Origin of the sequence: Hallella multisaccharivorax DSM 17128 (assembly GCF_000218235.1) — a bacterium.
GTDB classification, from domain to species: Bacteria; Bacteroidota; Bacteroidia; order Bacteroidales; family Bacteroidaceae; genus Prevotella; species Prevotella multisaccharivorax.
Map to the genome: position 1 here is coordinate 2553004 of NZ_GL945017.1, position 21430 is coordinate 2574433.

A 21430-nucleotide genomic window follows, 5' to 3' on the forward strand; every position below is an offset into this window, starting at 1 on the left:
TCAGAGTTCTTCGAAATCGTCGATGCGCTCTTCCACTGTCACGTTGTCGAACTTCTCAGCGGCATGGCCGTACTGATAAGCAAGGGCGATGAATACTGGAAGCGAAAAGAGATTGGCGAAGAAGGCAGTGAGCACACTGACTAAAAAGGTGCCCAGACTATAGAGCAGGCTACTGGTGCTGGCCATGGCACCGGGGAAGAGGAAGCCCTTGGCCGCCATCATGATCATGGCCGGCAACATCATCAGTGAGGACACGAAATAGACTGCAAAGCCCATGACTATCAGCAGTTTGAACATGCCGCCCCATGTCTTGAAACCATAGCGATAGCCTTTCACGAAGGCGCTGAATACCGGTGTGTCGTCCTCAAACAGATAAGTCGGTATGAAGAGAGCTACGGGAAACAGGAAGACCATCACGGGAATAAGCGCAAGAACCAACGCAATGGGACTGATCATGGCAAAGAACACGCATATACCGATGACCACCACCTCGACGAGAAGCAACACGAGCAACGCCACAACCGAGCGCTTCAGGAAGTGCAGCAAGGTGGGGTTGAACTCACGCAGGGTGAGCGTAGCGATACCCTCATCACTCCGGTCGTAGCACTTCATCAAGCCATAGACCACCGACATCATTATCAGCGACAGCAGCATAGAGCCGCCTATGAGTAGCCCCATACTACCAAAAGGCAGACCGTCTATGGATGTTGCCCCACTCGCGGCATTCTGGAAAGCCCACTGGTAGTAATTGGTGAGGCCGAAACTCTGCAGAAGAGACAGCGGAAGGATGAAATAGAGCGACATGCGGAACAGCACTCGCCAATTCTGGTTGCAGAAATCGATGGTAGCGGAGAACTTTTCGCTGAATGTGCGGACACAGTACAAAGGAATCTTATTCATAATGAGTTGTTGTTGTATCAGTGTGTGACTTGTGGTGCACACGGAAAGGCAGCACCACATAATAATAAATGACAAACGCCGCCGAAAGCAGAATAATGCCCAGGCGGACAAAGGCAGGCAAGTCAGCATGTCGGGTGATGAAACTCTCGATGAAACCGGCCACGATGAATACCGGCACGGTGCTGACGACGATCTTCAGGCCCCGTTTGGCTGCGATGCGCAATGAATAGAGCCGCGAGTAGGTGCCGGGGAAAAGCCAACCGTTGCCCAAGGCCAGGCCCGCCGTGCCCGCCACCACGATGGCCGAGAGTTCTAAAGTGCCGTGGAGCATCGTGGTCAGCAGCACCGAGCCCAACAGATGTTGCTGGGCAAAGAACGTGTCGAAGCAGCCGATCATGATGCCGTTGTAGAACAATCCCATGCCCGTGACAATACTTGTCAGCAGGCCCATGACGAAGAGGCGCAGGGCCACGAGGATATTGTTGACCGTGATGGAGCCGAACATCGACAGCTCAGCCTCATTGCCATAGACGCCCATAGGCTTGCCGGCGGCGATGTTGGCCTGCGTCATGTCCATGTAACTATCGCCAAGGATGAGCCGACAGAAGTCGGGATCGACTCTTTGGGAGAATGCCCCGATGGCCACACTGAGGATAAAGATAAGGAAGGAAGCCAAAAGCAGGCGGCGGGCCTCGTAGAGCGTCAGCGGCACCTCATGCGTCCAGAACGTGAAGAAGCGGCGTGAACGCTCACGCTTGTTGCGGTAGAGCACATTGTGGAGCGAGGCAGAGAGCCCGTTGAGATAGACCGTAACGCGCGAGTCGGGATAATGGGTCTGCGCGAAACTCAGGTCAGCGGTGATGTCAACATAGGTCTCGGCAAGCTCGTCAGGCGAGGAGGCAGCGGCCTGATCGGCCACCGTCTCGGCACGCTCCCACTTGGAAATATTGTCGCGTATGAATTGTTGTTCGCGCAAGGGTTGTCAGTTTTTTTGTCTTTAATGCCGCAAAATTAATAAAAAGTCGCTACTTTTGCAACATAAAACTGGAAAAATGAGCAATACAGACATCATCACGGGACAATATGTTCGCATCCGGCAAACAGCGGCGAGCTTAGGCGACCGCTTCTCTGCCATGACTACCGACATGCTCCTCATCAGCACCTACGTCTTTCTCACCACTTCCGCCATGTCCTTGATACCGGAGAAGCTTGCCAACTTCGTGCTCATTGCCTTTATCATCGTGCCTTGTCTGAGCTACCCGTTGATCTGCGAGTATTTCTTCCGCGGACAGTCCATCGGGAAGTTCTTCTGCCACATGCGCGTCATCTCGGCCGACGGTACGCGCCCCACCATCGGTCAGCTGCTTCTCCGCTGGGTCTTCCTATGGGTGGACATCGGCGTGTTGTGCATCGGCGTGCTGCCCATTCTCCTTACGGCACGCCATCAGCGTTTTGGCGACATGGCGGCCGGTACCATGGTTATCAAGGAAGAGAGTTATAAGAAATGGCACGAGGCGCTCGACAATTTCTATTACCTCTCACCCAACTACCGTCCGGTCTATCCACAGGCCATGCAGCTCAGCGACGGCCAGGCCGACCTCATCCGCCGCACGCTCTATGCGCCGGCGGGCTACGACGAGGGGCAGGTGGGCAGGCTCGCTGGAAAAGTAAGCCGCTTCCTGCAGGTCAACCCGACGGGTGACAAGGCACAGTTTCTCACCACTATTCTCAACGACTACCAGTACTATACGCTGCACTGATGGCCGGTTTGCCCTTTTCAGAAAGACCATAATAAAAACAGAAAGAAACTGGCGGCATCACCTCTTATTGTCATTTGAAGCGGCACAACCGCCGTACATCTTCCTCAAAGCAGTCCTTGTTGACAGCCTTGCTCTTCAGCGACCAACGATAATTATAGATGGTCTGCGGTGAATAGAAAAGCAGGTTAGCCATCTCGGATGAGTCTCTTACGCCCAACCGGATAAGTGCCCCGATACGTAATTCTGATGTCAACGCCAGTTCATCGGACAAGAGAATCTGCGCATCTGGGCGCAACAGCGCGTTGAACTCTGTCACAAAAGTCGGGTACAACTGCAAGAATGCCTTGTCGAAATGTCGCAGGAAGCTTTCCGCCTCTTCCTTCGACAGCTCCGACCCCGATAGCTTGCTCTGCAGGTCACGCACTTGGTTCGATTTTATCTTCCTGTTTACCAATGTCTTAAAGCTATGAAAACGCTCTATGTATTTTTCGCACAAGTCGATATACACCTTTGCTAACCCTTCCCGCTTGGCATTGACATCAAGCAACTGACGGTTCTTTTCCTCTATCTCGATGTTGAGCAAGTCAAGATTCTCATTACTTTTTCTCAAACTGCACCTGTTGTCATTCAGCTTCTTGTTCTGCCGATAGAGAAAATAGGTGAGCAGGAAAACGCCGATCAAGAGCACAGTCATTCCGGTAAGAATCAGGCGCAGGGTCCGGTTGCTCTGCGTGAGCATCTGCTGGTAAGCCCCGATGATGGATGGCCAGCTTCGCGCCACACCCAGTTTGCGCAGGCGGCTGTTATAAGCCTCAGCATCATGCAGGGAGAAGTCGACGAACTTTTCAGCCAGCCTGATCTGCCTTCCGGGTTTCTTAAAAGTATGAATGGCCAGCATCTCCATTGCAGCATTCTGCCGTGTGGCGCAACGTATGTCACCGATAGCCGATTGTATCAGCCAGCGCTCATAGAGCTCATCCTTGCCTAACTGCTGGTAACAGACTGCCAGGTTGTAGGCACTTTGCGCATATAGCGCGTCGCCGTACCGGAACGTCTTCACGACACGCTCCCAAAGCGAGACTGCCGTTGAGGTCTTTCCCAAATACTGAAAATACAAGGCCCGATAGAACGGATATATCTTACGATAGCGCGGAGTATGCGCCATAGCGTGATTGAGCGCATTCAGCACCTCGGGCTCCATCCTGTGTGAAAACTCACTGTCGCGGTCGTAATCATTCTGGAAAGTAGCAAACAGATACCTTACATTCCAGTATTCCCGCTGCAAATCCTGAGGAATACCGATAGAGTCGGCCTGATGGATACACGACATCCCCTCACCGAAAAAGCCGGCAAGCGACAGCAACAGGCCTCGGTGCATCAAGTTCAGCACCTCATAATGACGGTTATGCACTCGTCTTGCCAACTCCAGACCGCGACGGATGTACATCATCGCGGAATCGTATTGGAAGTCGTAATAGACCTGGAACAGACGGTCGCAGAGCTCCAATCGCGTGAGCATTTCGTGATAACTACTGTAACGCAAGGCGGACCGCAATTCCCCGAGCTGCTTTTCCTTTTTGTCACTGTAGACGTAACTTTTCTCCATCTCACGGGTCAGCATATCAAAATAACGGCTATTGTCTGCCTGTATTGACACACAAAGTCCCAAAAGAAAGACGATAAGGAATACCCGTTTCATAAGCTCCGGTTTTATGCTGCAAAGGTACGAAGAATAGTTTGCTGAGGACCATAAATAGCAAGAAAATATAATATTCCCATGTTTTTTATATTCTCCTTTGCCTTATCGTGACAATATTTTAGGACACTATATACCAATCATTTATACATATGCATCAAATAACACATCTACTTAGTTGTTCCTTACTTGACAGACGTCAACCTAATTTGCCTAACTTTGCGATATCATTCAAAACCAATAGCGCAAAGTTGAATATGGGAAATGTACCGACCATCCTGACCTTCATCCTGACCATGGCAAGCTGTTTCACAGCCATGGCTCAAAGCCGTAATGTCACTGCGCTTGCCCTTGCCAAGCCTGTCACCAGCTATGAAAGGCCCATCCAGCTCTATGGACGCTTATATAAGGATGTGATGTCAGCCGACAGTCTTTTCGGTCCCAACAAACTGCTAAGCGAATCGAAGAGCTTTGCCGATGCCGTGCCACGGTATGACGCCAACACGATATTGGCGGACTACTGCCGCATGGACACCGTCAACCTTGCCACGTTTATTACCAGCCATTTCATCCTTCCCACTCTCATAGAGAAGAAATTCACAGAGAAGACCAACATCCACACCACCATCCGCGAGTTGTGGCATTTTCTCTCCTGTCCTGCCGATACGGTAGAGCCCGGCACACGCATCATCATGCGGCACCCCTATTTTGTGCCCGGCGGCCGCTTCCGCGAGATGTACTACTGGGACAGCTATTTCTCCATGCTCGGCATGTTAGCCGACAATGAGCACGACCTTGTACTCTCCATGTTGGAGAACTTCTCCGACTGCATCCGCCAGTTTGGCTTCATCCCTAACGGCATGCGTACCTATTATCTCGGTCGTTCGCAGCCGCCATTCTTCTCGTTCATGGTAGAGGATGCCGCAGTAAAATATGGCGACAGCATCCTGATGCACTACCTGCCCGACATGGTCGCGGAATATCAGTTCTGGATGAAAGGTGCTGACGCAATCTCTGAAAGCCATCCATGCTCACTCCGCGTTGTACGGATGCCTGAAGGCGAAATCCTCAACCGGTATTATGACAACTACAACACTCCGCGCGAAGAGGCCTGGCGCAACGATGTGGAGCAAGCAGAACTATTAAGAGAAAAGAACCCGCAAGCCGACATTCAACAGCTCTACCGCAACCTCCGTGCGGCGGCAGAGAGCGGATACGATTTCAGCAGCCGGTGGATGGCCGATGGCCGCAACCTCTACACCATTCAGACGACTGACATCGTGCCCGTAGACCTAAACTGTCTCCTTGTCCATCTTGAGATGACGATTGCCCGTGGCTATCGCCTCACAGGCGACAAGACCTCAGCCACGCGCTTCGCGAACGCCGCCAAGATGAGAGTCAAAGCCATCAGAGAATATATGTGGTCGGCCGGCGAAGGCTTCTTCACCGACTACCTCCTCAGCAGCCGGCAGCAGTCGCCACAGCTTTCGCTCGCCGGAGCCTATCCCCTCTACTGCGGTGTGGCAACACGGCAGCAGGCATTGCGCACAGAGAAGACCATCAAAGAGAAGTTCCTCAAGAAAGGCGGAGTCGTCACTACACTCGCCCATACCGGACAACAATGGGACGCCCCCAACGGCTGGGCACCGCTGCAGTGGATCGTCTACAAGGGATTGCAACACTATGGCCGCCGTGCCACCGCCGGCACGCTCCGCAAACGGTGGATGGAGACCTGCAGCAAGGTGTTCAGCAAGACCGGCAAACTGTTAGAGAAATACGACGTGGAGCGACAAGACCTCACCGGCGGCGGCGAATACGAGAACCAAACCGGATTCGGATGGACCAACGGTGTGTACAGGGCTATGGAGAAAGGCCCATAACCGCAACGCCTTCACCAACGGCACCGCTGACACACAAATACGACAACATCACAAACCTAAAAATAACAACTTTATGCAGCAAACTACATTTACAAAAAGAATCCTGCTTTTTGTCGCAACCATTCTTTGTCAATTGTCTGTGTCTGCACAGTCAAAGGTGGGAGGCACCGTCAAGGACCAGAACGGTGAGCCTGTCATCGGAGCGAGCGTGCTTGTGAAAGGCAGCAGCATGGGAACCGTGACCGACATTGACGGTAACTTCACCCTTGACAACATCAAGGGCAATGCCACCCTTGTTGTCTCCTACATCGGCTTTTCCTCACAGGAGATAGCCGTCAACAACCGCACGAAAATCAATGTCACCCTTACCGAAGAAAACAACCAGCTCAACGAGATCGTGGTCGTGGGCTACGGCACCATGAAGAAGAGTGACCTCACGGGCTCTGTCAGCGACCTGCAGTCTAAAGACTTCAACAAGGGCTTGGTGACCTCACCCTCCGACCTGCTGCAAGGCCGCACGGCCGGCGTCAACATCACCTCCAATGGTGGAGAGCCCGGTGGCGGCGTGACGGTACGCGTACGCGGCAGCAACTCCATCCGGTCGGGTCAGGACCCGCTCTATGTCATCGACGGCGTGCCACTCGATGCCTCCACTGATCTACAAGCCGGTGGCGGAAGTATCACGGGTGTGGGCAGCTCCAGCTTCACCAACCCGCTGAACTACATCAACGCCGACGACATCGAGACCATCACCGTGCTCAAGGACGCCTCCGCATCGGCCATCTACGGCTCGCGCGCAGCCAACGGCGTGGTGCTCATCACTACCAAGAAGAACACACAGGGCAAAGCTCAAGTCAACTATTCCGGCTCCGTGAGCGTCTCCTCACTGCCCAAGAAGCTCAGCCTGCTCAACGCCGATGAGTACCGCGCGTTCGCCAAGGCGAAGAATGTGGGCATCACAGACCTCAACCACAATACCGACTGGCAGGACGAACTCTTCCGCACTGCCTACTCACATGAGCACAATCTCTCCATCTCAGGCGGCAATGCCGATGGCGGCTATCGCGCCTCCGGTAACATACAGAGCAACGACGGCATCATCAAGACCACCGGCATGAAGAAATACACCGCACGCTTCTATGCCCATCAGTACCTGCTCAATAACCGCGTGCATTTCGAGGGAAGTGTCACCGACAGCCGTGTCGTGCAAAACAGGGCGCCCTTAGGTGAGAGCGGCGGCTACGAGGGCGACCTCTTGCTCTCAGCACTCAAGCTCAACCCCACCTTCCCCATCTACAACGAGGACGGTACTTACTATCAGAACTCTTCCAACGTGCGCAATCCCGTCGCTATGCTCAACCTCACCAACGACGAGACGCAGACCGACCGCATCCTGGCCAACATCGCAGCCACAGTAGACATTGTGAAAGGACTGAAATACAAGTTCAGCTATGCACTCGACCGCATGAAGACAAGCCGGCGCATCACGCAGAACCAAGAGTTGGTCTACATGCCGTCAGGCGGTGAGGCATATATTAATAATGTGGAGTCGAAGAACTATCTCATTGAGAACTATTTCACCTACGACTTCAAAGTGGGCAAGGCTCACTCCTTCAACCTGCTCGCCGGTCACTCCTATCAGAAGTATCACGACTACTGGTACAGCATGAGCGAGAACGGTTTCAACGTGAAGAACGTGGACTATCTGAATGACCTGAAATACGGCAACTACAACAACATCAGCGGCAACTCCGACATCCTGGAGCATGAGCTGCAGTCGTTCTACGGCCGCATCAACTACAATCTCATGGAGAAGTACCTGCTCACTGCCAACTTCCGTTGGGACGGTTCCACCCGCTTCGGTGAGAACAACAAGTACGGCTTCTTCCCCTCCGTGGCCTTGGCTTGGCGCATGAGTGAGGAGCAGTTCATCCGCGACCTCAACGTGTTCAGCAACCTGAAGTTCCGCATCGGCTATGGCGTCACCGGCAACCAGGAGATTCCCGACCGTATCTCTCAGATGAAACTCGGCACTGTCACCGGCGCCTTCCTCGACGGTTCCGGCACACCCACAACGGGCATCACACTGACACGTACACCCAATCCCGACCTCAAATGGGAGAGTACAGGCCAGTTCAACATCGGCCTTGACTTCGGCTTCTTCAACAACCGCCTCACCGGAAGCATCGACTGGTACAACAAGACCACCCGCAACGTACTGCTGCAGGTCTACTCCATCGCTCCGGCACCTACGACAACAATGTGGAGCAACGTCGACGGCATGCACATTATCAACCGCGGCTTCGAGGTCACTCTCAATGCTGACATCATCCGCACGAAAGACCTCAGCTGGAGCGTAGGCGTGAACTTCGCCACCAACCATAATGAGGTGAAGGGACTACCCATGTCGTACATCTCCGTCGGCTATCCCAGCGGCCCAGGCTTCAGCGCGCCCATCCAGCACATCATGAGCGACCAGCCACTCGGTACCTTCTGGGGACCACACTTCCTCGGCTTCGACGAGAAGGGATACAGCATATATGAGAAAGACAAGGACGGCAACATCGTCAACCGTGTCATCGGAAACGCACAACCCGATTTCACGCTCAACTTCAACACCACACTCGCCTATAAGGACTGGACGTTAGCACTGAACTTCAACGGCATGTTCGGACAGGACATCTACAACAACCTCAACAACGTCATCGGTGACGCCACAGTGTTCGATTCCGGTTTCAACATCACCAAGAAAGCATCACAGTCGCCCGAGGCCATGGACAATCCTCTCGACTACAGCGACCGCTTCATCGAGGACGGCTCTTTCCTCCGCCTGGCCAACGCGCAGCTGAGCTACCGGCTCCCCATCAAGCCCAACAACTGGGTCAAGGGCATCACTCTCTCCCTCACTGGCAACAACCTGTTCTGCATCACCAGCTATTCAGGCTACGATCCGGAGGTGGACACTTACCGCGTGACCGACGGCATTCCTGCCATCGGTGTGGGATGGACCAACTATCCCAAGGCACGCAGCTTCACGCTCGGCGCATCCATTAACTTCTAAATGCGATATCACTATGAAAAAGATATATTTGGCCGCAGCCCTGGCCATGGGAATGATGTTTACGGGTTGCTCAGATCTGGCGGAGAAAGTGCTCAACGAGCAGGACAACTCCACCATTGTCAACAACAAGGACAATGCGGCCATGCTGGCCGCGCCTGCCTACGCCTCCATCAGAAACCTGATGAGCGAGGGCAGTGTTTGGAGAATCACGGAGGTGACCACTGACGAGTGCTGTTATCCCACCCGCGGCTCCGACTGGAACGACAAGAACAACCGCGACGTCTTCCATCACACCTACGATGCGGAGAACACCATCGTCAGGCAGGCATGGAACGACCTGTTGGAAGGCATCACCAGGTCAAACCTCGCGCTCAACTATCTCAACGCCCTCGAACAGACGGAAGACGTGAAGAACTACACCAACGAAGTGAAGTTTATCCGCACCCTGCACATGTTCTATCTCACCAACTATTTCGGACACTTCCCCATGCGTGAGAGCCATGAGACCGACTACAAGACCAAGCCGCAGATTCTCAACCGCGCGGCCGCCACAGAGCGTATCATCAAGGAGCTCACCGACGTCATTCCCAGCCTCAAACAGAAGGGCGAGGTGCCTTACGGCCGCATCACCAAAGCCGCCGCACAGCAGCTCTTAGCACACGTCTACATGGACTACGGCATCTTCACCGGAACCAAAGAGGGCAAGTATGATGAGGTTATCAGCCTCTGCAACGAGGTCATCAACTCCGGAAAATACAAGCTCGCCGACGACATCTGGAAGCTCTACCTCAGCGACAACGCCAAGTACGCCGACCAGACCGAAGCCGTGCTGCCCATCATCTATGACCAGAAGGCCGGCATCTCCGGCAACTCCTGGCTCAACGTCACCCTACATTACAACATGACTTTCAACAACTTCACCTCCTTCTGGAACGGCGCATGCACCACATCCGACTTCCTCAAGCGTTGGGACCCTGCGGATCCCCGCTACAAGGACGACCGCCTCAAGGCGCAGACAGGCTTCAACCTCGGCATCATCGAAGGACAGCAGTACGACCGCCAGGGCCATCCGCTCAAGGATCGTCAGGGCAATCCGCTGATCTTCACACGTGACTTCAGCGTGGAGAACTCCAACGAGGCACAGGGCGTGCGACTGGTCAGATACGCGCCCAACCCCGACTACACCTACGGCTCAGGCAGCGACAACGACGTGATGTTCTTCCGCTACAGCGACTTCTACCTGTTGCGCGGCGAGGCCAAGCTGCGCAAAGGCGACACTGCAGGCGCTCTGCAGGACATCAACACTATCCGCAAGATTCGAGGCGTGAAAGAGTACACGGCTGCCGAGCTCACCCTTGACAAGTTCTTCGCCGAGCGCAGTTTCGAGTTCTACTGGGACGGTGCGTGGAGCCGCGACGACGCAGTGCGCTTCGGTCACTACTGCGAGGCACGGCAGAATGTGGAGGCTTGCAATGAGACCCGCATTCTGTTGCCCATCCCCAACACGGCACGGGAAGCCAACGACGAGCTGCAGCAAAACCCTGGTTATTAACCCATACCAACACCGGAGGGACGCGTCAAAGACAACCATTTGGCACGTCCTCCCCCTTCATTTCCATGATGCACAGACGTTCCATCTCCCTAAAGACATCCGGCAAGCCAAGGTCAACGGCACGCTGACCACGACACCAGACAGCGTCATCACGCTCAAAGGAAAAGAAAACACCATTGAATATCGCACACTATAAAACAGCAACCATGAAACATCTACTCATCCTCCTCTCCTGCCTCCCATGGCTCACCGCCCTGGCACAGGACCCCTGGAACATAGAAGCCCGCCACATCGACCCATCCAACTATTACGGCGAGACGGTGGCCAACGGCATGTTGGGCATCGTGTCCAGCCCTAAGCCGCTGAAGACCAGCAACGTGGTGCTGGCCGGAAGTTACGACAAATTCGGGCGCGGCGAAGTGAGCAACTTCCTTGCAGGGTTCAACTTTCTCGACACCGATCTCTACATCGACGGCACATTCATCGACAACGCCACCATCACCGACTACCGACAGACGCTCGACATGCGGCACTCTGCCTTCCGCGGCATCTTCACACTCAAGGGAAAGGCTCAGGTGACCTACACCGTCTACGCCCTGCAGCAGCTGCCCTTCTGCGGCATGATGACCGTGGACATTAAGCCGCTCTCCGACATCACCATCCGCGCGGTAAACAAGCAGCTGCTCCCCGAAGCCTACCAGTCGCCCAAGCCGCACTTCCAGCCCTTCGACGTCAACGGCAAGGAGTTCCGCCTGATGTCCACCGAAGCACAGAGTCCCACGGGCAAGCTGACCATCGCCGCCTGCTCTGAGTTTCTCTTCCCCGCAGACAACGCGCGTCCGAACATCACGGCAGAAAACATCACCGGCGGCATCGCCCAGCAGTTCAGCCACAGTCTGAAGAAAGGACAGGCCTGGCGTTTCGTCGTAGCCGGCTCCACCATGTCCACAGCCCATCACTCTGACCCTATCAATGAGGTCAAGCGCATGGCCATCACCTGCCAGCTCGACGGTGTGGACAGAATCGTCGCGCGGCACCTTGCCCTCTGGGGCGGACTGTGGAAGAGCGACATACAGATTGACGGCGACCCGCAGTCACAGCAGGACATCCACGCCATGATGTACCATCTCTATGCCTTTCTGCGCCCCCACTCGCGCATGAGCGTCTCGCCCATGGGTCTCTCAGGCAACGGCTACAACGGCCATGTCTTCTGGGATGCCGACACCTGGATGTTTCCCCCGCTGCTTCTGTTGCAGCCCGACCATGCCCGGTCGATGGTTGACTACCGCTATGACCGCCTCGCCACCGCCCGCCGCTACGCGTTCATCCACGGCTACCGCGGCGCGATGTTCCCGTGGGAGAGTGCCGACACAGGCTTCGAGGACACTCCCGTCACCGCCCTCACCGGACCCTACGAGCACCATATCTCAGCCTGCGTGGCCTTGGCAGCTTGGCAGTACTACTGCGTCATGCACGATGCTGACTACCTGCGGCAGGAAGCTTGGCCGATACTCTGTCAGACGGCCGACTTCTGGGTCAGCCGTGTGGAGAAGGCAGCCGACGGCTACCACATCAACAACGTGGTAGCGGCCGATGAGTGGGCCGAGAACGTCGACGACAACGCCTTCACCAACGGCGCCGCACGGCAGAATCTGCTCTCAGCCATCAAGGCCGCACGGATTCTCAGACTTGACAGCCGCCCCGAATGGCAGCATGTGGCCGACAGCCTGGTGTTCATCGTCAAGGACGGCGTGACCATGGAGCATGCCGCCTATCACGGTGAAGACATCAAGCAGGCCGACGTCAACCTGCTCGCCTTCCCCCTGAAACTCATCACCGACCGCCAACAGACGGAGACCGACCTGGCCTACTATGCCCGTCGTGTGCCCGAGAAAGACACGCCGGCCATGACGCAGGCTATGTTTGCCCTGCTCTATGCGCGGTTAGGCAATGCCGACCTCGCCTGGCACTACTTCAAAGACAGCTACCGGCCCAATCAATTGCCGCCCTTCGGCGTCATCGCTGAATGCAAGGGAGGCACCAATCCTTATTTCATCACGGGAGCCGGCGGCGTGCTTCAAGCCATGCTGATGGGATTTGGCGGCATCGACATCTCCTACGACGCCGGCAGCCTCACACAGGTACCGTCCGTGCTGCCACGCCACTGGCGGAAGCTGACCATCACCAACGTCGGACCGGAAGGAAAAACGTTCACCGTGGAGAATACATCAAGAAAATAAGACCTTTCTCTTTGACGCGTTGCGACTGCACTTCTGTCGCAACGCGTCTACACTTTAGTCGCATTGCCTCTACGCCGTTATCGCATCGCCTCTACGCCGTTATCGCATTGCCTCTACGCCGTTATCGCATTGCCACAGCAATCCTGCCCAACGATGATGCATACACGAAACAAATTCAAAAAATATGAGTTTTTTGCCTGTTCACCCCGTATTGGAAGTAGTGCCCCTATGACGTCTACAGCTTCTGTTTCTTTCTGGAGAACTGTTTCTCCTGTATTCTAAGGGCGACTTGCCTACCATTTTCCTGAACAGCCTGTTAAAATAAGAGCTGTCGTAGTAACCAAGCTTGTCGGCAATCTCCTTCACGGGAAGATCGGTGGTAACGAGCAGAATCTGGGCCAGTTCTATTTTATAACTGATAATGTAGGCATTGGGCGTAATGCCCATCTGCTGCTTGAATACGCGAATGAAATGAGCCTCGGACATACAGGCTATGTCAGCGAGTTTCCCTAACTTAAAGGATTCCTCATGTCCCTGATGTATATAGGTAATCACATGCTGTATCCGTCTGTCAATGGCATCATGCTTAAAGTGGGCTTTCTCCAGAAACCTTGAGATCAGGATGAGTATAATGCCGCGCGACTCGGTCTTGTCAGAAAAGTGGCCTTGCATACTCGTTCCAATGTTCTGAAGCAGGGTGGACTGATTGTCATACATATCCGGATTGGTGATCGACAACCTGAGTTTGGGATTGATCACGACGAGTCGCCTGAAGAGCTCGATGTCGTATTGTTTAGCCTCTACCTCAACAGGATATTCCAACTCTTCCAGAAAACGGAAGTTGGAGCCCGGCTGCTCGTAAATGTGAAGATAGTAGTGATTGAACCTCCCGTCAGAAATCTCGTCATGGAGGGTGAACGGAGGAATGAAATAAAGATATCCCGGGCGGAGGACAACTTCCTTTTCCTTGAATGCTATTTTTGCACTCCCTTCAGTGACACAGTAGAGCCTGCCGAACGGGCTTCTTACCTTTGGCCAGTTCCAGTCCCCATCTTGCTCTGAATAACCGATATTCAGCGTAATCAAATGTAGGTCTTCGATATTCAAGTTCATTATGCAAAAATAATCAAAATATCAATATAATACCATTTATCAGCAATATATTCCATCTCCATTAACACATTCCGTTATATCTTTGCAACGTCATTAAACCTATATGTTCTTTCACATGACAACAACGCCGCATACTGATGGCCAGCCTTATACCCCTGTTATCAGAGATATATCGGAGCCGTTTCTATTATTATCAAAATCATTCATTAATAAACCTATTTATGAAGAACAAGAAAAGTCTATCATTGACATTACTCATTTTGGCGGGATCCACCACGCTGACCGGTGCCCCTGTGGCATCCTCGTCAGATGGCATTGCATCGGCCGGTGCAATGCCTGAAGTGCAAGTGCTTACCGCTTCTGGGATTACATTGTCAAAGAGTATTGATCAGACCAGGATCAAGATGACGGGTACGGTTGTTGACGAGACCGGAAGTCCCGTTGTAGGTGCAACGGTCAAGGTCAAGGGAACCACGCACGGAACGATCACCGACATCGACGGTAACTTTGCATTGGACGTGCCTGCAGGTAGCAGAATAACGGTATCTTATGTGGGTTACACTGATTATGAGGCCGTCGCAGCAGCCCAGATGCGGATAGCCCTGAAACCAAATGTCACCAACCTGGGCGACGTGGTCGTGGTAGGCTACGGCACACAAAAGAAGGCCAACCTGACAGGCGCCGTGGCGCAGGTCAACGGTGACGTTCTGAAAAATCGTCCCATCAGCGATATCGGGCAGGGACTTCAGGGCGTTGTTCCCAACCTGAACGTGACGATGACCTCCGGTGGTGCTCCAGGCGCAGGATCCTCTTTCAACGTACGCGGCACGACGTCGCTCAATGGCGGCAGCCCCCTGATTCTTGTCGACAATGTACAGATGGACGCCAACTTGGTGAACCCTGACGACATCGAGTCCATCTCAGTCCTGAAGGATGCCGCCTCTGCCGCCATCTACGGGGCGCGTGCGGCCTACGGCGTCATTCTCATCACGACAAAGAAGGGCAAGAAGAACAACAAGCCGGTGATTAACTTCAATGCTACAGGCTACTGGCAGGCTCCTGCCGTGGAGGCCCATAACGTCAACTCAATGGACTATCTGACGATGAAAGACATCGCCTATCAGAACAGTGGCGGCAGCGGGCACTATGAGAACCAGCTTGTCTACGACTATGCGGAGAAATACTTCAAGGGCACGTATGACTTGCCTGTATTCTTCGACAACAGCTACAGCACCTACAAGTATGGATACTGCGGTAATACCGACTGGTGGGACGAACTCTACAAAACTTCCTTCTCGCAGATCTATAATGCCAGCATCAGCGGCGGCAGCGAACGCACGAGATACTATACCTCATTGGCTGCCAACGATCAGGGCGGTATTCTGAAAGCCGGCAACGACAAGTACAACAAGTACAATGCCAATATCAATGTGAGCACGGATCTTGCCGACTGGCTGAACGTCTCGGCCAAGATTACGAACACCTACACCTCTGAGCTCCATCCTACAGGTGGCACCACGGCCATGAACTCTACGGCCTATTCCGGCATTTCCGCCTATAGCGGCATGATGAAGGCCGACCTCAGTCCTCTAATGCCTGTGAGGCATCCCGATGGTCATTATGCAGGTCAGGGCAACTATACCAATCCTGTGGCCCTGCAGGCTCAGGGCGGCAACGCACGCTATAAGCAGAACGACCTGTGGATGACCGGGGCCGTTAAGCTTACTCCTGTCAAGGGCCTTGTCATCAATGCCGACTATACCTGGAACCACTTTGAGGCCCACTCGAAGCAGCACGTGGAGAATTTCTATGACTACACGGCCGTGCCCGGAACGGAGAATTATTATCCCTGGACCAATCCGAGCAGTGTCACACTGACCAATCAGGACAATTACTATCAGGCCTTCAATGCCTATGCCGAATACTCTTTCTCACTGGGTCAGAAGAAGCATAACTTCAAGATAATGGCCGGATACAATCAGGAGAAGGAACATACGCAATATCACTATGTGGGCCGCAAGAATCTAATTGATGCCACCAACCCGTCAATCAACTTAGCAACGGGTGACATATTGACCAACGGAACGGAAAGCCAGTGGGCCGTCAACGGTTTCTTCGGGCGCATCAACTACAACTATGATAACAAATATCTCCTTGAAGTAGACGGGCGCCGCGACGGGTCCTCCAAGTTCAGAAAAGGTGACCGCTACGACTTCTTCCCGTCGGCATCAGCGGCATGGCGCATATCGGAAGAGAAGTTCTTTGAGCCATTGAAGAGCTGGTGGGACGACTTGAAGATCCGTGTCTCCTATGGATCACTGGGCAATCAGGCCGTATCAAGCAACTTTCCCTATCTTGTAGCTTATGGCATCAATACCCGTTACAATGCCCTGCTCAACGGCACGTTGCCCGTTGCCGTGACCGTGCCAGGACTCGTCAGTTCCTCATTCACCTGGGAGAAAGTAAACCAGTTCGACGTGGGCATTGACGCGACATTCCTGAACAACAGGCTCATCGCCGCCTTCGACTGGTATCGCCGTGACACCAAAGACATGCTGACCTCAGGTGAAGTGCTTCCTGCCGTGCTGGGAGCTGCCGTTCCGGTGGAGAACGCAGCCAACCTGAAGACTGTGGGATGGGAGCTGTCGTTGGAGTGGAATGACCGGCTGGCATGTGGCCTTACATACCATATCAAGGGTGTACTTTCCGATTATCAGTCAACAATCACAAAGTACAGCAATCCCACAGGTCTGATCTCACATTACTACAAGGGCTGTAAGCTCGGCGATATCTGGGGGTATGTCTCCAATGGTCTGTTCCAGACGGATGCGGAAGCTCAGTCTGCCGACCAGTCCTATCTCTGGGGCGGCAAGTGGTCGGCCGGTGATGTCAAGTACGAGGACTTGGACCACAACAACAAGATCAACATCGGCAACAACACACTGTCCAATCCTGGTGACCGCAAGATCATAGGTAACACGACACCACGCTATGCCTTTGGCATTACGGCCGGATTTGAATATAAGGGGTTTGACTTCTCGATGTTCTGGCAGGGCATCGGCAAGCGCGACTATATGCTCGGTGGGGCAGCTTTCTGGGGCTTCTCCGACGAATGGGAGACTCCGCTCAAGCACAACCTGGACTATTGGAGCAAGGACAACCCCGGCGGCTACTTCCCGCGTTTGGGATGGGCCAACAGCGGTAACCGTCAGACCTGTACACGCTACCTGCAGAATGCACGCTACTGTCGGTTGAAGAACCTCACATTAGGCTACACCGTTCCCAAGGCGATTACAGGCAAGTGGGGCATCGGGCGGATGAGAGTTTATGTGGAGGGTGAGAACCTGCTTACCTTTACACCACTCATAGACGACTTCGATCCTGAGACACTGGGGACCATGACATACCCCATTAACAGGAAGTTCACGGTGGGACTTAATCTAACATTCTAATGAACCCCTCTAAACCGATTACTTTTATGAAACTGAGAAATTATATATTCATATTAGCCATGGCCGGCCTGTATGCGGCCTGTGATGACTATACGGACCTGAAGCCAATAGACTCCATCACAGATGCGTCTTATTGGACATCACCAAACGATCTGAAACTCTATGCCAACGGCCTGTATGGCCTGCTCAGCATCCCGAATCCTGATTTAGATACAGAGAGTGACAACTTTGTCTCGACGAATTACAGTCCGTATCTTTTCAATGAGTCCACCGTGCCTGAAGAAGGTTCGTCGAACAATGGATGGTATTGGGATGACATCCGCAGCTGTAACTATTTCCTCACCAGATACTCAAAAGTGCAGGGCAATGCGTCCGAAATTAACAAATATGTCGGTGAGGTGCGCTTCTTCCGTGCATTGCTCTACTTCGAGAAAATCAAGAAGTTTGGTGACGTGCCATGGTATGACAAGGATTTACAGACGTCAGACACCACGGAGTTGTATAAGGCCCGCGACAGCCGCGACGTCGTGTTGGGGCATGTCATAGACGACCTGCAGTTTGCCGTGCGGTGGCTGCCTGAGAAAACGCAGTCGGAGAGCGGCCGTATCAATAAGGATGCCGCACGTACGGAGCTGGCCCGCATCGCCCTTTACTATGGTACCTATAAGAAGTACCATCATGAGACATCCTCCGGAACATGGACCTCAGAGGCGCTCCTTCATCTGGCCAAGGCACAGACAGACACCATCATGGATTCCGGCCGCTACGATATCGTCAAGGGAACCGATGCCGGATGCAGCCAGCAGGCCTACGAGGGCTATCCTCTATACTATTCTGACCAGTTCACACAAGAGGACCTCAGCAACAACAAAGAGTGCATACTGGCACGTTTCTACAAGACCGACGTGCTGACCCACGAACTCGGGCGGCAAGTTCAGGAACATGGCGCGGGACTGAGCAAGGACTTTGCCGAGTCGTTCCTGATGAAAAACGGCATGCCGATCTACAATGCAGGCTCAGGATATAAGGGTGATGAGGATCTTGACGATGAGTTGGATGGCCGTGATCCACGTATGTATCAAATCATAGACAATAACCATCGCCCGTATTATGTGCGCAACGGCGAACGCGTACATAACGAACTGTCGAATACCGTGGGCTCCAGCAAGGGTGTTACGGGGTATGAGTGTGTGAAGTTTCATGCAGCCGACACCAAGCAGCAGGAAGCACGGAACAGTTCATACGACTGGTTTGTGTACCGATATGCCGAGGTGCTTCTGATCAATGCTGAGGCCAATGCAGAGTCGGGAACTTGTACACAGACCGTGCTCGACAAGACCATCAACAAGCTACGCGACCGTGTGGAGATGACGCATCTGACCGTTAATCCCGTGGCTGACGCCCGTCCTGTTGACTACGGTTATGCCGTCAGTCCGCTGCTGTATGAGATACGCCGTGAGCGACGTATTGAGTTGATCGCGGAAGGATTCCGTATGGATGACCTGAAGCGTTGGAACGCCATGAAGCTTTTAGAAAACCCTAAAACCATGTTCGGCATCCGCATTACGCCTACCGTGATCAGCCAGTTCCCTGCCAATACGTTTACAGGAAGCGCGCCGCGGCCTTCTATAAAGTATGATGGAAAGACCTATCTTTATCAGTATGCAGCCTCCAAGGCCCTTGATGATGCCGGACGCAAATGGACACAAGATGACCGCCGGTGGCTGTATCCTATCCCAACGCAAGAGCTGACACTCAATCGCAAACTGGTTCAGAACCCGAACTGGTAAGTCCCTAAGAACTGTTTTGAAAGGTCAGCCGACCTCACATGCCGGCTGACCTATAGGCTTCTGTTTTAGGTCGACTACCTTAATATCTTATCCATGTACAAAGTTGATTCGGTTAACATTAGGACTATGGCGTTCCCCTTCTGTACCACATAACAACTCGCCTCTACACTTTAATCGCATCGCCTCTACGCCGTTATCGCATCGCCTCTACGCCGTTATCGCATTGCCTCAACGCTGTTATCGCAAATAGGGGGTGTATGGGGCTCCATACCACACGCTGTACGGATGGCCGACAAACAGAGAAAAAGGTTGTTCCCTTTTCTTTGCGGTATCAACGATTTGTGCTATCTTTGCAAAAACAACAGATGAGATATGCAACAGATGAAAAGATACCCCATCGGGATACAGACTTTCAGTGAGGTCATCAGGGAGAGTTATCTATATGTCGATAAGACCGACATTATCTGGCAGCTCGCCCACTTTGCCAAGTTCATCTTCATGAGCCGTCCGCGCCGCTTCGGCAAGTCGCTGCTCACGTCAACCCTTGAGTCGTACTGGAAAGGAGACAAAGCGCTCTTCCAAGGCCTCAAGATCATGTCGCTGGAAAAGGAGTGGACGGAATATCCGGTCATTCACCTTGACCTGAGCATTGTCAAAGGCAGGGAGAACTCTGAGGAGTTGAGGCACGCCCTCATCTGGATGCTCTCACGGCTGGACTGCTTTGAGCAGAATAGCCACGCAAGGACTCCCGGCGAAATCTTTGACGGCATGATCCACAAACTGCACCAGCAATACGGCAAGCAGGTGGTGGTGGTCATCGACGAGTACGACGCGCCGCTGCTCGACGTGCTTCACAGGCAGGAGACGCTCGACGGCATGCGGCAGGTGATGCAGGAGTTTTACCAGCCACTGAAGGCGAACGAGGGAATCATCAAGTTCTGCTTCATCACCGGCATCACGAAGTTCTCACAGCTGAGCATCTTTTCCACCATCAACAACATCAAGAACGTCACGCTCAACCCGCGCTTCGCCGCCATATGCGGATTCACCGAGGAGGAGACGCGCACGGTCTTTGCCGAAGACATCAAGCGAATGGCGGGAGTCTATGAGGTCTCCACAGAAGAGATGTACGACAAGATCAAACTGATGTACGACGGTTATCACTTCTCGGCCGGCGCACCGGCAGTGTTCAATCCCTTCAGCCTGCTCAATGCCTTTGCCGACGACGCGCTGAAAAGCTATTGGTTCGCGTCGGGAACGCCAACCTTCCTCATCCGGCAACTGCAGCATTTCCGTACCGACATCACGTCGCTCGACAGGCTGGAAGTGCCCGAGACGGCCTTCGACCAACCCACAGAGAACATGCACGACGCACTGCCACTGCTCTATCAGGCCGGATACCTGACCATAAAGGACTACGACAAGTACGTGCAGGCCTATGTGCTGTCCATACCCAACCAGGAGGTGCGCATCGGATATGTAAAAGGACTACTGCCAACCTATACGGGCCTCGACGACGCCTACGTGCAGATGGGATTCGCGGCAAAGTTCTGGATGGCATTGCGCAACGACGACATCGACCTCGCCATGCGGCACATGCAGGCTTATCTCGCCGGCGTGCCCTACGTCGAGGGATTCAAGAAGAAGCTCGCCGAAGCTGCCACGGCCGAGGGATTCTGGGAATACACGTTCTACCTGATCTTCTCCATGCTGAACGTCTATGTGCGCACCCAGGTAAAGGTCGCTGCCGGACGAACGGACATGGTCGTCTTCATGCCCGACACCATCTACGTCATTGAACTCAAGGCCGGAGGCTCGGTTGAGGAGGCCCTGAGACAGATAGACGAGAAGGGCTATGCCGCACCATACCGCACCGACGGACGCAAGATTGTCAAGGTTGGCGTCAACGTCAACAAGGAAACGAGGACCATTGAGGACTGGAAGACAGAGAATGTCTGCAAAGATAAATCATAACACATCCGAAAT

General features: G+C 53.5%; 12 protein-coding genes. 8 read left to right on the forward strand and 4 right to left on the reverse strand.

Annotated elements, in window-relative coordinates:
- On the reverse strand, nucleotides 1-900 hold the full coding sequence (locus PREMU_RS11010) for a hypothetical protein (protein ID WP_007575353.1): 900 nt from the start codon (nucleotides 898-900) through the stop codon (nucleotides 1-3).
- A complete protein-coding gene (locus PREMU_RS11015; protein ID WP_007575355.1) occupies nucleotides 893-1876 on the reverse strand; it encodes a stage II sporulation protein M in 984 nt (327 codons plus the stop codon). The genes PREMU_RS11010 and PREMU_RS11015 overlap by 8 nt, the downstream gene beginning before the upstream one ends.
- A gap of 76 nt (nucleotides 1877-1952) precedes the next feature.
- On the opposite strand from PREMU_RS11015, the gene PREMU_RS11020 reads away from it, so the two are divergent.
- Nucleotides 1953-2660 (forward strand): RDD family protein, encoded by a 708-nt coding sequence (locus PREMU_RS11020; protein WP_007575357.1) that lies wholly within the window; start codon nucleotides 1953-1955, stop codon nucleotides 2658-2660.
- Nucleotides 2661-2730: 70 nt separating this feature from the next.
- On the opposite strand, the gene PREMU_RS11025 is transcribed toward PREMU_RS11020, so the two are convergent.
- Nucleotides 2731-4359: a DUF6377 domain-containing protein gene (locus PREMU_RS11025; protein WP_007575359.1), complete on the reverse strand. Its 1629-nt coding sequence runs from the start codon at nucleotides 4357-4359 to the stop codon at nucleotides 2731-2733.
- 254 nt (nucleotides 4360-4613) lie between these two features.
- On the opposite strand from PREMU_RS11025, the gene PREMU_RS11030 reads away from it, so the two are divergent.
- The 4 genes from PREMU_RS11030 to PREMU_RS11045 all read left to right on the forward strand — a co-directional run bounded on the left by PREMU_RS11030 (nucleotide 4614) and on the right by PREMU_RS11045 (nucleotide 13089).
- Nucleotides 4614-6236, forward strand: coding sequence for a trehalase family glycosidase (locus PREMU_RS11030; protein WP_007575361.1), 1623 nt, complete (start codon nucleotides 4614-4616; stop codon nucleotides 6234-6236).
- A gap of 73 nt (nucleotides 6237-6309) precedes the next feature.
- Nucleotides 6310-9297 carry a SusC/RagA family TonB-linked outer membrane protein gene (locus PREMU_RS11035; protein ID WP_007575363.1) on the forward strand — a complete coding sequence of 996 codons (2988 nt, stop codon included), beginning with the start codon at nucleotides 6310-6312 and terminating at the stop codon, nucleotides 9295-9297.
- A 13-nt stretch (nucleotides 9298-9310) separates the two neighbouring features.
- The gene (locus PREMU_RS11040) at nucleotides 9311-10849 is read left to right on the forward strand and encodes a RagB/SusD family nutrient uptake outer membrane protein (RefSeq protein WP_007575366.1); all 1539 of its coding nucleotides are present in this window, start codon (nucleotides 9311-9313) and stop codon (nucleotides 10847-10849) included.
- A 206-nt stretch (nucleotides 10850-11055) separates the two neighbouring features.
- Entirely contained in the window at nucleotides 11056-13089 is a 2034-nt protein-coding gene (locus PREMU_RS11045; RefSeq protein ID WP_007575367.1) for a kojibiose hydrolase, read from the forward strand.
- A 201-nt stretch (nucleotides 13090-13290) separates the two neighbouring features.
- Here the strand turns inward: PREMU_RS11045 and PREMU_RS11050 are convergent, their stop codons facing one another.
- Nucleotides 13291-14202 (reverse strand): helix-turn-helix domain-containing protein, encoded by a 912-nt coding sequence (locus tag PREMU_RS11050; protein ID WP_007575369.1) that lies wholly within the window; start codon nucleotides 14200-14202, stop codon nucleotides 13291-13293.
- Between the two features lie 221 nt (nucleotides 14203-14423).
- On the opposite strand from PREMU_RS11050, the gene PREMU_RS11055 reads away from it, so the two are divergent.
- The 3 genes from PREMU_RS11055 to PREMU_RS11065 all read left to right on the forward strand — a co-directional run bounded on the left by PREMU_RS11055 (nucleotide 14424) and on the right by PREMU_RS11065 (nucleotide 21418).
- Entirely contained in the window at nucleotides 14424-17654 is a 3231-nt protein-coding gene (locus tag PREMU_RS11055; RefSeq protein WP_007575371.1) for a SusC/RagA family TonB-linked outer membrane protein, read from the forward strand.
- Between the two features lie 26 nt (nucleotides 17655-17680).
- Complete coding sequence (locus PREMU_RS11060) at nucleotides 17681-19444, forward strand: RagB/SusD family nutrient uptake outer membrane protein (protein ID WP_007575373.1); 1764 nt, start codon at nucleotides 17681-17683, stop codon at nucleotides 19442-19444.
- 372 nt (nucleotides 19445-19816) lie between these two features.
- Nucleotides 19817-21418 carry an ATP-binding protein gene (locus PREMU_RS11065; protein WP_007575376.1) on the forward strand — a complete coding sequence of 534 codons (1602 nt, stop codon included), beginning with the start codon at nucleotides 19817-19819 and terminating at the stop codon, nucleotides 21416-21418.
- Nucleotides 21419-21430: the final 12 nt, after the last annotated feature.